General features: G+C 60.8%; 18 protein-coding genes. 5 read left to right on the forward strand and 13 right to left on the reverse strand.

Features of this window, described 5'->3' with window-relative positions; translation table 11 throughout:
- Positions 1-4: 4 nt before the first annotated feature.
- The 9 genes from B4C31_RS02400 to B4C31_RS02440 all read right to left on the reverse strand — a co-directional run bounded on the left by B4C31_RS02400 (position 5) and on the right by B4C31_RS02440 (position 7491).
- The gene (locus B4C31_RS02400; protein ID WP_291531183.1) at positions 5-1057 is read right to left on the reverse strand and encodes an antirestriction protein ArdA; all 1053 of its coding nucleotides are present in this window, start codon (positions 1055-1057) and stop codon (positions 5-7) included.
- Between the two features lie 84 nt (positions 1058-1141).
- Positions 1142-1768 (reverse strand): hypothetical protein, encoded by a 627-nt coding sequence (locus B4C31_RS02405; RefSeq protein ID WP_291531184.1) that lies wholly within the window; start codon positions 1766-1768, stop codon positions 1142-1144.
- Positions 1769-1937: 169 nt separating this feature from the next.
- Positions 1938-2978, reverse strand: coding sequence for a hypothetical protein (locus tag B4C31_RS02410; RefSeq protein ID WP_291531185.1), 1041 nt, complete (start codon positions 2976-2978; stop codon positions 1938-1940).
- A gap of 15 nt (positions 2979-2993) precedes the next feature.
- Entirely contained in the window at positions 2994-3473 is a 480-nt protein-coding gene (locus B4C31_RS02415; RefSeq protein ID WP_291531186.1) for a hypothetical protein, read from the reverse strand.
- 53 nt (positions 3474-3526) lie between these two features.
- Positions 3527-4237 (reverse strand): hypothetical protein, encoded by a 711-nt coding sequence (locus tag B4C31_RS02420; protein WP_291531187.1) that lies wholly within the window; start codon positions 4235-4237, stop codon positions 3527-3529.
- 107 nt (positions 4238-4344) lie between these two features.
- The gene (locus B4C31_RS02425; RefSeq protein WP_291531188.1) at positions 4345-4932 is read right to left on the reverse strand and encodes a hypothetical protein; all 588 of its coding nucleotides are present in this window, start codon (positions 4930-4932) and stop codon (positions 4345-4347) included.
- Positions 4933-5123: 191 nt separating this feature from the next.
- The gene (locus B4C31_RS02430; protein ID WP_291531189.1) at positions 5124-6167 is read right to left on the reverse strand and encodes a CHAP domain-containing protein; all 1044 of its coding nucleotides are present in this window, start codon (positions 6165-6167) and stop codon (positions 5124-5126) included.
- Between the two features lie 20 nt (positions 6168-6187).
- Positions 6188-7093: a hypothetical protein gene (locus tag B4C31_RS02435; protein WP_291531190.1), complete on the reverse strand. Its 906-nt coding sequence runs from the start codon at positions 7091-7093 to the stop codon at positions 6188-6190.
- 38 nt (positions 7094-7131) lie between these two features.
- Positions 7132-7491: a hypothetical protein gene (locus tag B4C31_RS02440; protein WP_291531191.1), complete on the reverse strand. Its 360-nt coding sequence runs from the start codon at positions 7489-7491 to the stop codon at positions 7132-7134.
- A 172-nt stretch (positions 7492-7663) separates the two neighbouring features.
- Here B4C31_RS02440 and B4C31_RS02445 point away from each other — a divergent pair, with 172 nt between their 5' ends.
- The 5 genes from B4C31_RS02445 to B4C31_RS02465 all read left to right on the forward strand — a co-directional run bounded on the left by B4C31_RS02445 (position 7664) and on the right by B4C31_RS02465 (position 11829).
- Positions 7664-7957 (forward strand): hypothetical protein, encoded by a 294-nt coding sequence (locus B4C31_RS02445; RefSeq protein ID WP_291531192.1) that lies wholly within the window; start codon positions 7664-7666, stop codon positions 7955-7957.
- Positions 7958-8036: 79 nt separating this feature from the next.
- Complete coding sequence (locus tag B4C31_RS02450) at positions 8037-10214, forward strand: type IA DNA topoisomerase (protein WP_291531193.1); 2178 nt, start codon at positions 8037-8039, stop codon at positions 10212-10214.
- Positions 10215-10336: 122 nt separating this feature from the next.
- Positions 10337-10792 carry a hypothetical protein gene (locus B4C31_RS02455; protein WP_291531194.1) on the forward strand — a complete coding sequence of 152 codons (456 nt, stop codon included), beginning with the start codon at positions 10337-10339 and terminating at the stop codon, positions 10790-10792.
- A gap of 315 nt (positions 10793-11107) precedes the next feature.
- Positions 11108-11512 carry a plasmid mobilization protein gene (locus B4C31_RS02460; protein WP_291531195.1) on the forward strand — a complete coding sequence of 135 codons (405 nt, stop codon included), beginning with the start codon at positions 11108-11110 and terminating at the stop codon, positions 11510-11512.
- Complete coding sequence (locus B4C31_RS02465) at positions 11509-11829, forward strand: hypothetical protein (protein ID WP_291531196.1); 321 nt, start codon at positions 11509-11511, stop codon at positions 11827-11829. The genes B4C31_RS02460 and B4C31_RS02465 overlap by 4 nt, the downstream gene beginning before the upstream one ends.
- 2 nt (positions 11830-11831) lie before the next feature.
- Here B4C31_RS02465 and B4C31_RS02470 read toward each other — a convergent pair whose 3' ends face one another.
- Genes B4C31_RS02470 through B4C31_RS02485 form a run of 4 tightly spaced genes read right to left on the reverse strand, consistent with a single transcriptional unit; the run spans position 11832 to position 14329 of the window.
- Positions 11832-12092: a type II restriction endonuclease gene (locus B4C31_RS02470; RefSeq protein WP_291531197.1), complete on the reverse strand. Its 261-nt coding sequence runs from the start codon at positions 12090-12092 to the stop codon at positions 11832-11834.
- A 5-nt stretch (positions 12093-12097) separates the two neighbouring features.
- Positions 12098-13006 carry a NotI family restriction endonuclease gene (locus B4C31_RS02475; protein WP_291531198.1) on the reverse strand — a complete coding sequence of 303 codons (909 nt, stop codon included), beginning with the start codon at positions 13004-13006 and terminating at the stop codon, positions 12098-12100.
- Complete coding sequence (locus B4C31_RS02480; RefSeq protein WP_291531199.1) at positions 12987-14186, reverse strand: DNA cytosine methyltransferase; 1200 nt, start codon at positions 14184-14186, stop codon at positions 12987-12989. The genes B4C31_RS02475 and B4C31_RS02480 overlap by 20 nt, the downstream gene beginning before the upstream one ends.
- Entirely contained in the window at positions 14186-14329 is a 144-nt protein-coding gene (locus tag B4C31_RS02485) for a hypothetical protein (RefSeq protein ID WP_349679119.1), read from the reverse strand. The genes B4C31_RS02480 and B4C31_RS02485 overlap by 1 nt, the downstream gene beginning before the upstream one ends.
- Positions 14330-14435 lie beyond the last annotated feature (106 nt).

Consider the following 14435-nt stretch of genomic DNA (forward strand, 5'->3'; position numbering starts at 1 on the left):
TCCCTTACAAGGTGAAGCCGGCCGTTGCGCCGGTCATGGCGATGCCCATCGGGTCGGCCGGATCCAGACTGGTCGGGGACGGGCTGCGCCTCTCGAACGAGGCGATCGCCCCCGGCAGCACGTAACCCCGGTCGATGATGCTGCCCGACCCCACGTCCGACACGTCATCGTAAAGCTCGGCGCCCATGGTCTCCCGAACGACCTCCTCCTCGTCATCCAAACCGGCGATCGCACGATCCGCGATGATCCTATTCAACGTATCCTCCAAAGCGGCGGAAATATCCGTCGAACCTTCTCCGATGATGCACTGATAGACCGGGCTCCCGTAGTTCGTGCCCGTCCCCACGAGCGCGAAATCGGCGATCGACTCGTTCTCCTCGAGCAGGGAGTCGAGACGGAACGGGTGAGCGTCATCGACATCAAGCCCCGCGTACTCCTCCAACTCCCTGCGATCATACAATTCCGCGTCCGGCATATCCTCCTGGGGGTTGTAATACCCGTTCTCGAACAAGTGCACGTCCATGGCGGCGTCCCGCCCCCACGCCTCGAGGTCGAAATACATGCCATACGGGCCGTCCAGAAGCGTCTGCAATTCACCGGCCGCACCGGAGCTCACGAGCGTGTAGGCGTAGCGTTCGTCGAGACTGTCGACGCTGACATCGGAAGGAACGTCATACGAGTAGAACGGAATCTCGTCGGACTGCATGGCCCAGTTCGCCAATCCCAGCCAACCGGGATTCTCGTCGGCGGCGACGGCGGCGACGATCTTCTCCGCGACCAGCGGATCATGCTCGTACGCCTTGCCCAGAACGCCGGCGAACAGATTCAGGTCGGCCAGATCCTCATACTCTTCGATACGCAGACCGAGATTGTTCTCCGCGTCATGAATCGCGTACTCCTCGTACCGTCGGCCGTCAAGACCGACCGTGTCCTTCAGGAACCGGGAAAGCTCTACACCACTGACCGGCAGATCCAGCCAGCCGCCCTGGAGCAAGCCCTCGTTGTACCGGCCGAGATTCGCGATGTATACGCTGATGCGGGGCCTATCGTCGTCCATGACCACTCCTTCCAACAGTCGATGATGGGATCGTCTCCCATCATCAAGCCGCCGGAACCATGCTTGGCCGGACAATCCGCCCGTTCACACCCCCAAACCGCGCCCGGACGGGACCATCGTATGCGGGACGATCACGGACAAGTCGTTCGACAGCGGATCGTACCGAAGCCCGCCTGCGGTGCGCGCCGACGCGTCGCCAGCACGACGCCCGTAAGGATCGGACCTCACGCCCATGGCGTCGCCCGCGTATGATTGCGTGTCCGACAGCCATTCGACCCAATCGCTCAATCCGCCCCGCAAGCCGTCCAAACCGTCAAGAGCGCGCACGACCGGCCCGCGCCCCACCGCGACAAGTTCCCCGACATTCAGACCGTCGTCCAGCCGCGACAGCATCGGCATCAATGTTCGCGTGTACAGCAGCAATTTTTGATCGGCGAACGACAGCACGATCTGACGTTCACGCGAAGGCGGAACCCCGTCCACCATGCCGGCCAGACGACGGCTCATCCCCGGATCCCACACGACCACATCCGCGACGTCCTGCAAGCGGAGCGCGGTCCTGACCGCCCGGCACAGGTCCCTCGCGTCGGACACGCGAACCTCCTCACGCCGCCGGCCGTCGACCCGCCACAGAACGACCGGGCTGTCCGGCGGAAACCCCACGCGCACCGCCGAACCCGCGTCGAGATCCGAAACCTGACGACGCGTCATCCCGCAGGTATACCGCCAGCCGGAAAGATCCACACCGTCAAGACGGGTGCCGGGAGGCATGCTCACGGTCAGCAGATCGTACCGACGCCCCGACCTCGATCGCACGGAGTGCGACGCATACCGCGCATCCACGTCCACGCAAGGCCACGCACGGGTCAACACGCACCTCCTATAGATGGAACCCGCCCTCGCCGGCGGATTCCAAGCTCATGGCCAACGGGTCGGACGGATCCATGGCGCGCGCGGAATCCAGTTCCTGGACGGCGGCCGCGATCTCCATACGCTCCCGGACCTGCTGCGCCGACAGGGGACGGTTCACAAGCGCGCACCGGCAGAGGAAATAGGCGTTCCCCTGCTCATCCCTTGAGGTCGTCCACCCGTCGATCCGGCGGCGGTGCATCACGGACAGGATCGCGTCGAACGTTCCCTTCTGGTCGCGTGTGTTCCCGACCGACCAGGTCCGTTCCGTATCCGTCGTGGACCACTGCTTCGATGACCGGTCATACGAGAACTCGGTGATCGCGGTCTTGTATCGGTTCTCCCACGACGCCTGCGCCATGAACCGCCGATGCGACGACTCCCATGTTCGCGAATCAAGATCGGACAGGCCGGTGAGGATCCGCCGATCCGCCAGCGTGTTCACGGCCAGACACCCGTCATCGGTGATACGTGCGCCGTGACGCTCGTACTCACGCCCCAGAAAAGTCAGATACAAGCGTGCGGCGTAAAACGGGTCGAACCCCAGGGGAACGCCGTGCGCCACAGCCTCCGGGGAATCGTCGAGACGTCGGAACCGGTCCGTGACCTCCGGAATGGTCGGCACATGCACGTCGTCCCGGACCTTCCATGGCGACCATCGATCCCACGACGTCGTAGCCGGTTCCGGGCAATCCTCCCAATCGCATCCCTCACCGACCTCGATCCTCCGGGACGACACTTGGACGTCCGGGACGAAATACCGTTCCGTCTCGAACCCCAACGCGACGGCGACGGTGTCGTCGCCGGTCTCCCGCTGGTCGATCAGCGCGCCGAACGTGACGCCCGTATCCTCGAACCTGGTGTTCAGATCGTCCTCGAACCAATCTCGTAACAGGTCGGCGACCTCCGAGCGGTCGCCCAAATCATCAGCCGTGACACCCGTGTACGGGTCGCGGACACGCCACGCGTACGCCCCGTCCGCGCGGGTTGCGGACACAACAACCTCGGTCATCAATGCACTTCCCTTCTATCGTAAAACCGTCATTGAAGCGGAACCGTCGAGAAGACACGACGGATCCGCGGGATCCAAGGAGACCGAAGCCGTGTGATCCGCGTTCGCGGCGGTGTCCAACGCGACCGTTTCGGGATCATGGATCCCCTGGACCTCCAAAGCCTCGACGAACGTGTCGCCGAGAACATCCGAACCGGAAACCGAATCCCAGACACGCGCGGCCCAATCCCCGAGCAGCCCGGCGACATCCGGGATCCTGGAAGGATCCGCTCCCATGTCGCGAATGCATTCCTCGTCCAAAGCCCCCGGAGCGTAACAGCCCATCGCGTCTCCGTACTCATCCCAGGAAGGCTGCCTGGGGGCGGGGTCCCGACCGTTCCACCCGCGGTCGGGATCGTCCAGCCAGTCGATGAAACGCCGGATCGACGCCGCAGCTCCGTCCTGGGGATACCCCGCCAACATGGAAAGCAGATACCCGCGGTAAGCGGGATTCATCGCATGACGCGATTCCTTGCCAGAAGAAACCATGATCACCACCCTGACCGATGTCACAACGTCGGAGCGGACGGACCCATGCCGGACACCACCGTGGGATCGGCGGGATCCACGCCCTGCGCCATCGCCGCGGTATCGGACGCGGCACTGGCCATCCCGTCGACGACCAGATGCGGATACGCGGCACCCTTGATCGCGCCGAGAACGATGTCGTTCAACGTGATCTCATCATTGATGGACGCCGAACGCAGACCGAGATTCAAAGCCGCCGCGCCATCGCACGACCACCAGGCCAAATACGCGGCGCACGCGTACGGCATGGCCTTATAGGAGATGACCTCGGCATGGTTCCCCATCGCCTCGAACGCCTGGGACGCCCGGGTGATACGCCGTTCCGCGGACTCGGTCAGCGGGGAGTGGTAACTCTCCACGAGAACACGTTCCATAGCGTTGCACGAGGACGGTGAGGACGGGCGCGTGACCTGCGTGCGAACGAAATCGGCGTCGATCCGATCGGGATCGATGGACGCGGCCAGCATCAGATCGCGGAAGGACAGGAAATTCGTCATCAGGACGGGAACGGTGACGGACAGATCCCCGTCCATGGAATAAACGGGATCATCACCCGCAATGAAATCCTGCCACTTCTTGGTCAACGGGACGATCAGCGCGTCGACATACTCGCTGAACGTACCGTTCCAAAGGGCGGTCTTCCACGCGTCAAGAACCGGTTCGGCGGTCTCGTCAAGAAGACGGTCGCTCATCGTCGCGCCTCCTTCCCGCCGATCAACAGTCTGGTGACCTCCTCCAGAACGGAAGCCTCACGGGAAACGCTGTCGCTCATAACAACTCCTTTTCGGTATTGCGGTTTTTACAATCCCCACCCCGCCGAGGACGACGAGCCTAGGGACATATTCAACGGGTCGGATGGATCCAACGGGACGGAACGATCGGGACGATCGGGGATGCGATGAGTGAGATCCGCGTAGTTGGGAGGGATCACAATCGTTGGATCCTCCCACAAACCCTCCAACCGGCTGAACATTCGATCATTCGGCGTATACGCTGCCACGCCGCTCCACTCCCGTTCCAGCACATCCTGAACGAGCGGAGAGGAAGCCCCCTTGTCGGAGAGTTGACGAACCTCGAGATCGACGCTCGAGCCATCCCGGTCGCCACGGAAGAACAGACGACCGTTGTCATCCCAGATTCGTTGCATGTCAAGGCCGTGCAACGGCGAATCCGGATGATCCCGCAGCATCCAGAACGACCTTGCCACGCACAACCCGTCCGGCCATGAGACCATCACCGGATTGCCCGACAACGGGTCGGCGGATTTCCCGACGAGTTCATCAAAGAACTTGCTCAGTGAATGCCACTCCTCGGTCAAGGCAAGACTGCGGAACGCCGGCGCGTCATAAGGGACGAATCGATCACCGTAGAGAACGACACCCATCATGCACCTCCTTCACGGACGACCGGATCGATCTCATCCCAATTCCTCATCGTGATACGCACCGCGCGCGGCCCATCAAAGAAAACAGTCACAACGAAACTCCTTCCAGAAGCGGTTTCGATTCAATTCTCCGACCGCAGGACAACGGTCTGGCCGGACATCATGCCCTTCGCGATCGCCCGCCAGAACAGTCGTCAGTACCAGTTGTGGGAAAGCCAGAATTTTTTGGCCTTGCTGGGGCTGCCGTACCGGTCCGCGATGTAGTCGAGGCCCCATTTGATCTGTGTGGCGGCGTTGTCCTTCCAGTCATCGCCCGCGGACGCGAGTTTCGATGCCGGCAGCGCCTGGGGGATGCCGTACGCGCCGCTGCTCGGGTTCTCCGCGTCCCACCGCCAGCCGCTTTCGTGCTCCCAGATCCACACGAGAGCCTGCCATTCGGTGTCGTTGTCCCACGCCTTGTAGGCGCCGGCGATCATCTTCCTGGCGATCGTCTGCGCCTCGGCGGGGGTCGCGTGCACGCCGTCGCCCTCGTAGTCGACCATCACGTCGCCCGTATCCGACTCGCATGTCCACAGCGCCGACACGGCGTTGCCGTCCGACGGCTCGGTGGAGTCCGACGACTGCTCGTGGGAGACCGTGACCGTGGACGTGCCGTCCGCGGGATGCCAATAGGTGACGCCGGCCGGCGGATGGGATGCGGACATGGTGGTGGTGTGCACCTTGCCGAACCCGGTGCCGCCCTCGGTGATGTGCACCGTGTCCCCGTCGACCTGTTCGATCACGGCGACGTGACCGTACATCGGGCTGGCGGTGATCCCGCCGCCGTACACGGCGCCGCCCTCGAAGCTCGCGATCCCTCCGGCCTGCGCGCCCTGCACCCAGCCCGCGGCGCCGGCGCTGGAATCCCACTGGTTGCCGTTGCCCCAGTAGCGGCCGACCTCGTGGCCGAGACTCCGCTGACGCATACACGCCCACCAGGTGCACTGGAAACCGTAATCGTAGCTCGAGCAGTAGGAGACGTGCTCCGGCCACTTGTTCTTGATCTGGCCCATGGTCATGCCGACAAGGCCGGTCCATTCGCCCGACGCGGTGGAGGCGTCGACGACCGTCCCGGATCCGGATTGAGACGTGTCCGTCGGTCTGCACCCGGACAACACGGCGAGCACGCCGAGCGGCGTGCATCCCGAGGCGAGCGTCACGCACGCCATGCAGACGACGGCCGCGACCCGGCGGACCATCGTTCTCCTCGCGCGCCCGTTCATTCGCCGAACCACCAGAACGGCTTCTGGCCGCCCACGGCGACCTCGACGGTCACGCAAGGACGCTGACGGGTGCCGAACCCGGTCAGCCCGGCGGTCGTCCACGCCTCGTCCACGTCGTCCAGATCGGTCAGCTCGTTGCCCTGGGAGTCAACGGCGACACCGTCAAGGGACGCGGGGCAATACGTCGTGATGTGCCAGATGCCGTCGTCCATGGGGATGCTGACCACGCCGTATGCGCGGCTCGCCACATCCTGCGGATTCGTCAGCGAATCGACCTGTATGCCGTCGGGCAGCGGGAAGTCGGTGGAGCCCGATGCGTACATGCTGGCCGTGCCGACGGCCTCCTGATCGGCGGCGTCCCAGGTGCCGGAGCTTGTGCACCCTCCGCGATACTGGCCCTGCACATAAGGGTCGGCGGGGGCGGAGCAAAGCGTGGCCGGCGTGAACCGGCGTTCGGCCCACCACCAGCGCGGCGCGTCCGACAACGGATGCTCACTGCCGGCGGCGTCGGGCTCGATCAGTTCCAGGGTGCGCGCGGCCCATGTCTCATCATCCGTGTCCGGGTCGAGCAACGCGTTGAGCGTGGCCAGCGCGGCGTCGACCGGGCCGACCATGCCGTCGATCGGATCGACCGACGATTCGGAATCGTCCACGGGATACCGCGCCTGACCATCCTCGACGACCAGACGATACGCGGTCTGCCGCGACCAGTCGCCGGGCACGGGAACGCCGGCGGCCTTCAAACCGTTCCACTCGTCCGAAGCATCGGAACCGTCCTGGCCGGCGTCGGTCTTCTGCACGGTATCCTCCCGCCCGCCGGCCTGATCAGTGTCCGACACATGACGGCCGAGAGCCAGGGAGCCCAACGCGCACACCGCCAGAACCGCGAACAGGACGCACAACACCCTCACGGGACGGGGCCAGAGCGCAGGCCGCCTCATCACATGCCGCCTTCGGACTGCTGGCCGTTCCACGGCTCGGCATGCCGATCGCCGTCATCGGACGGAACATCGGGGACCACGGGAACCGTGTCGTCCTCATCCCGCCCGTCGGACGAATCCATGACAAGCTCGGACGTGCCGAGACTCCGCATGATCATCTCCTCGGCGGCCTTCAGGTCACGCGGCCGCGCACCCAGACCGATCGCCTTGTCGCGCAGACCTTTGGACCTGGCGGCGCACTCCTCGGCGTCGCGAAGAAGCTCCTGCCGACGCAGGTAGTTCTCCGCGTACTGTGCGATCGCCTCGTCGCGTTCGGCGAAAAGACCGGTGATGGCACGTCGTGCGTCACGCTTGCTCATTGACTCTCCTTAAGACTCTGTGTCCAATGCCTTCCCGTCCATCATCAGGCCGCCGGAACCGTGTTTGGCCGGACGATCCGCCCATCTTCCGTGGTCAGGTGTCCGGCCAAAACCCACGCGCACGGACGCACGATTGTCTTGTCCAACCACAACCCACAAGGGAAGGAAGAAAATGGAATCATTGCTCGAAACGGTCGCGGGATGGATGCAGTCGGCATGGCAGTGGGCGGTCGGGTTGAACGGCGCCCTCCAGCTGCCCCTGATCGTGGTCTGCTGCATCGCGGGATTCGCGTGCGGCATCATCGGCCGGCGCATGCTCGCGCCGTCATTCAACGACACCCCGGGCGGAGAGGTGGCGCGAACCGTCATCGGAGTCATCGCCTACATCGCGGCCGCCGTGTTCGCATTACTCATGATCTTCGGCGTCTGCGCCGTGTTCGCGCCCCTGCTCGGACTCGCCGCCTGAACCCTGGGAAACCTCACCGCGGGCCGGTCCCCAAAGGGATCGGCCCGCAATCATGTTCACGCACAGGAAGGAACGCACCATGAGATTGATCATCGCCGAAAAGAAATCCGTCGGAACCGCGATCGCCCAGGCATTGAACGGAACGATCCGCACACGCGACGGATGGATCGAAGCGCCCGAAGCGGACAGCATCGTCACCTGGGCGCAGGGACACCTCGTCGACCTCGCCACACCACAGGAATACGACGACCACGAGTGGGGGAAATGGTCGCTTGACACGTTGCCGATCGACCCGGGCGACGACTGGGAATGGCACGTCAACACCGGCAAAGGCGCCGACCGCCAATACCATGTCATCGAACGACTGCTCGCGAACCCCGGAACCCGGACCATCGTCAACGCGTGCGATCCGGACCGCGAGGGAGAGGCGATCTTCCGGCGGATCATCCGACAGTCGCACGCCACCCAACCCACCTGGCGGCTCTGGGTGGCGAGTCTGGAACCCGACGCGATCCGGCACGCGTTCGACACCATGAAACCCGAAAGCCAATGGGAGGGACTGGCGCAGGCCGCGGACATCCGGGCCAAGGCCGACTGGCTGATCGGCATGAACGCGACCCGCGCGTACAGTCTCATCCACAACGCGAGACTTCCCATCGGACGCGTGCAGACACCCACGCTCGCCATCATCGTGGAACGCGACCGGAAGATCGCGGATCACCGGCCGGAACCGTTCTGGACCGTGGTCGCGGACATGGGCGGATGGCGGCTGACCAGCGAACGGTACACGGACCGCCGCAAGGCGGAGAACGTGCACGCGAACGTGACCGGGAACGGTCTGGCGATCAGCGACGTGTCGCGCCGGAAAACCCGTGAACGTCCGCCGCGACTGTACGATCTGACCGGACTCCAGAAGGATATGAGCCGCCTGCACGGCATGACCGCCGCCGCGACGCTGAAAGCGCTCCAACACCTGTACGAGCTGAAGTTCGCGACCTACCCGCGCACCGACAGCCAGTACATCACCGGCGAGGACCTTTCCACGCTCCGGAACCTCACCAGCAATGACCGGCTCAGCAGCGGATTCATCCCCGCGGACAGTCGTCCCGCCGCGCCGAGACTCGACCTGACCGTCGACGACTCCAAGGTCGCCGGACACACCGCGATCCTGCCGACCGGACGCATGTCGGCGGACAAGCTCGAGGAGCTCGACGACGCGGAACGCAAGGTCATCACGCGCATCATCCGACGTATGTGGGAGGCGGTCGCCGACGACTGCGAGCACGCCGTGACCGAGGTCAAGGCCGAATGCGACGGCGAACGGTTCACGGCCAAATCCGATCAGATCACACGCCCCGGCTGGCGCGCGATCGAGATCACGACGGAAACCGACGACGAGCAGGAGGACGACGAGACCGCGAACATCATCCCCGTCAACCTCACGGCCGGGATCATGCTCCGGCCGGGCGTGGAAACACGGATCGTCGAGGGACGCACGACGCCGCCCAAACCGTTCACCGAAGCGACGCTGCTCAACGCGATGGAACACGCCTCGCGATTCGTCGACGACCGCGCGCTCAAGCAGGCCCTCGACGACGACAGCACGCACAGCGGCGGCATCGGCACGCCCGCGACGCGCGCCGACATCATCGAGAAACTCGTCAGATCCGGATACGTCGAACGAAAGGCGAGAACGCTCAGATCCACCACGATCGGACGGCAACTCATCGACATCGTCTCCCCGACATTGAAGGACGTCGAGCTGACCGCGAGCATGGAACACGAACTATCGCTCGTCGAACACGGCGAGAAGGACCCGGCCGAGGTCATGCAACGGTTCCGCGATCTCGCACGCATAATCCCGGGCGAAGCCCGGCACACCACCGGCGCCGCGATCGGAGGGAAAGGAGCCGACGGCGGCGCCGGATACGGATCCTGTCCGCGGTGCGGCGAACCCGTCGTGAAGACCGGCAGAATGTGGCAATGCTCCACCAACCGCAGCCGGCAGACCGACGACGACGCATGGCAGCTGATCGAGGGATGCGGCTGGAAGCTCTTCGCGACGATCGCGGGCCGGAAACTGACCGACGGGAACGTCAGAACGCTGCTCGGCAAAGGACGGGTCCGGCTCAAAGGCTTCACATCGAAAACCGGGAAACCGTTCGACGCGACGCTCATAACCGACGCGGAGCACGGCTGCCGGTTCGACTTCGGAGACAACCCCAAGCACGCCGCACGCCGCACGGCAAACCGCTGAAACCCGGCAACGGAACCCGGACGGACGCCACGTCCGAAGCGGCGAGGTGTCCGGCCAAAACACGCGCGCACGGACGCACGATTGTCTTACCCGACCGAACACCAAGGAAAGGAAGACAAACCATGTTCTACGCACACCAGTTCACCATCGAAATCGATCACGAAACCGCGCAACGATTCCGCGACAAGTGCGAGCAGGCGCACGTGACGATCGCCCACGCGCTGCGCTGCCTGCTGCGCCCGGACAGCGCCGACAAACTGTATCGGGGCGAACACTACAATTTCGCCAACATCCCGAGACTGCCGCGCACGGAACACGCGCGCGGAACACGTACGGACTCGCTGGCCGTGAGCCTGACGCCGGCGATGTACGACGTGTTCACCCGGTACGCGCTCGGCGCGGAAGCGTCACGATCCGAGCTCGCACGCGAACTGATCGGCGCGTCGCTCACCGACCCGGAATTCGACCTCATGGTCAGTCCGAAAACATGGACACTCGAACTCGAATGCCGCGAAATGCTCGCCAGCATCAAGGCGGCGAACCACGAAGAAAACTGTACGCGCTGCGGCAAGAAATAGATTGAGGGCACACCAGCGCAAGCATGCGGACTGGTACTACACGTAAACCACCGCCAAGGCCAACGCCAGATAACTGGACCAATATCGGGAATGCACTTGGGCTAAACCCAGCCCTAAACCTAGGGGGCAGCACTGCGAAATGCACAATCCTAAACCTAGCCGAAGCAGATTCACGAAGGAGCAAGTTATACGGTTTGTGCGTACAAACCGAACTTGCCCCCGTCGGCGGTAGCCGACGGAAACACCCGAGTGCCAAAGGCGAGGGAAACAGCATCCACTGTCACATGGGTCCGAAAACAAGCCATGAGGAACACGATGAAAAAACGGGCAAAAAAATCGGAGGAACGACGCGAACAACGCATCTACATCCGAGTCACCAAGACGGAAAAACAACAGATCCAACAGGCGGCGCGGGCGTACGGAACGACCGTGTCCCGGATGATTTCTGACCTGATCGCGAAGAACCACGGACCGATCCAACAGGAACAAACGGAGCGGGAGACACCCACGGTCGCGGAACTCAAACGCGTCCGCAAGGAGATTTGGCGCATCGGAACCAACATCAACCAGATCGCCCACAGGGTCAACCAGGAGATCAGAGTCACACCGGACGACATCGCCACCAGCCACCACGACCTTGACCGCTGCAAGGACATGATCAACGAAATCACACGCATCATAGGACAGCAACAGACGAATGAGGAGAACGATCCAGCATGATCAGAAAGAATGAACATGATTTCGGAGAAAACGTCCGCAACTTACGTGAAGAGCACGGGTTCAGTACCGATGACCTCATTGCGAAGATGAACGATCTCGGATACAACTGGAATCGGACTACGCTGTTCAACATCGAGCACAACATGCGCCGGTTGCAACTCCAGGAAGCGATGGACTTGATCGATTGCTTCGGGCTGGACCCCATGAAGGACATGTACCTCCTATGGGCCGTCCCGAAACGTTCCCCGGCGATGGAAGCGGACAGAACACTTATCGCCATGGATTCATTGGAACAAGGGCAGGCCTACGACCGGTGACTTCACGAGACGACCGTTTTCACATAATCGATGAAACGGCGAACGGTCCAAATATTCGGCTGGAACTCACGCGGATAGGTCCCGATATACTGCTTCGGAACGATCAGCTGAACATGATCCTCGCACATCTCCCTTAATTGTTGGGGAGAATTGCCCTGCTGCATGGTCACCAGGAATTTGGTTCGTCCGTCCATGCGATCCACCTTGGTAGGGATCTGACGCCATCGATCCTTGCAGGTGGTTTTGGCGGCGGGAACGACCAAACCCGTTAGTCGAATAAAGCATGTTTCAATGCAGTTCCGTAAACGTTTGGTTCCGGAAGATCGACATTATTAAACGCGGCCTGCACCTTTTCTACAGTCGAACAATCATCTCCAATGACGGTAAGAGGAGTCACTTGCCCGTCTACGGGGTTCGCCTGAGGATCATAATCATACCGGAGAAAATGAATGGCTCCCGGTTGCGGTTGGTATCCGAAAGTTACATTCCTGCCCAACCTATCCATTATGCGGTTGTACACAGGTGTTGGAGTGACGAACCAAAGTCCTGATTTGCATAGTTCTTCACGCTGAAGGACTTGCCCCTTATATATGATCTGTGGAAGAATCCTTTTATTCACGTTTTCCCAATTAAGCCCAACAGTAGACTTTTCGATCCGCCGCCCCGCTTTTAGAAGTGCGTTACGGGAATCCTGGTAGTTGCCAGTCGTATCAATCGTTTGCACCTCAATGGAAGTAAACTCGACAAGATTACCGGCGCCGTCAATATGCGCAAGCACCCAATCGGCAAAGTAATTGCCAGTACCTCGCCTTTTTGGAAGACGGAGTTCCCCGCCCCAACCATGTCCAAATACAGCGACGGCCCCACCCTCTTCTTTGGCTTTCTCCACCGCAACGCGACCGCTATATAAACGATACGGATGTTTGAAAGTGCGTTCGGCAATAATTCCGAGAATACGATAATCGTCAGCATAAAGACGATTAGGACAGCAGATAACCGATTCGGAGCTTGTAACCTGACGGACGGCGCAAGCCCCTGAAGGTTCCGTCGTCCGCCCTAGGAGCTTGACGCAAGTTTTCCCCAAAAAAGGACATTGCATTCTCGATGCTGCCAACAGAGCGGTTTCTGTATGGTCAGTTGCCCGATATCCAAAAAACTCAGAGATTGTTCCTGTCATGGTTAACCTCCAATACTGCTTTCAATGATTGACCAACTGCTTCAGCCAAAAGTGGGGGAACAGCATTGCCCACTTGGGCAAATTGCTCGGCTTGAGAGCCTGTAAAAATGTAGTGATCCGGGAAAGATTGGATGCGAGCAGCTTCTCGAACAGTAAAAGCCCTGTCTTGATCCGGATGGAAGAATGCACCCCAGTGAGGATCGCATTTAGTGAGTATGGTTGAAGATAGATCGTCCCAGCGAGGACGTCCATAACGTTTCGTATGGTCCGATTTTCGCGCACGCCGCATACCTTTGGGCAGAAGTTCTTCGGGGATATCCGTCCAGTTGCCACCGGCCCGAATGTGCTTCAGTCGCTCCATATTAATGGAGGACAATTGCGCGGCTTCGTGATTCCAGACACCCGCACTACCTCTACGGAGATTACGTTGGTAGTCGCATTGAGGGGCAGAAGCATAATTCTTTACCGGCTCACCTTTTTCTCCATTCGCCAGCGGAGGTAGATCTCCAATAGCATCACGAATAGTAGTGAATGGTGCCGTTGTTTCAGGGCTAGGTCTTTTCACAATCTGTCGGCCATCAAATGTGGTAGTGAAATTAGCCTTAATCGGGGCATGTCGTACGGGATCTGGCCATGCGCTCTGTGGAATAACAGAGCCTCGCAATCCTAATATAATCGTGCGCCATCTCATTTGAGGCACACCGTAATACGGTGCACCAAGAATATGAACGTCCGCTCCATATCCAAGATCAGCAAGTGAATCAAGGATTGCATGCAGTGTCGCACCATGTTCAAAACTAACTAATCCGGGAACATTCTCAATAAGAATTGCACGAGGCTTGAAAGCATCCACGTACCGCAGATACTCTCTAAACAGATGATTGCGAGGGTCATCAGAAGATCGTACAGGAGCATTAATAGAAAACCCTTGGCACGGAGGGCCGCCTGCAACCAAATCTAATTCGCCGACCTCTAACCCAAGTTGTTGGCGAATTGAATCAGGGTCGGTTTTACGAATATCCTCAATACTGACAGTCGCATTAACATGATTACGTTTATATGTCTCAGCATACTGGGGGACAATTTCGGAAGCGAAAAGACCATGAAAACCAGCCTCTTCGAGACCTTCGGACAAACCGCCCGCTCCTGCAAAAAGATCGATTGAAGTAAGGTTGCCCATTAGTGCTCCAAATTTGTTCCTGGATCGCCAGCCGATGCCTGAATCTTCAGCTTAATTGGCAACCCCTGCTCTCTGACCACAGCCCTGAGGAAAATGGCGACCGCACTGGTAAGATTCAGCCCCAAGGGTTCAAGGATTTTCAAAGCGTCTTCCTTCAGCTCGGGTCGATGCGCAATGATGTGGTAGGCGTAATCGACATCTCAGGTTCCTTCCGTTTCTTTGAAGTACATTGTATATACAAGCCTCCGA

Source organism: Bifidobacterium sp. UBA4282 (assembly GCF_002394995.1).
Taxonomy (GTDB): domain Bacteria; phylum Actinomycetota; class Actinomycetes; order Actinomycetales; family Bifidobacteriaceae; genus Bifidobacterium; species Bifidobacterium pullorum_B.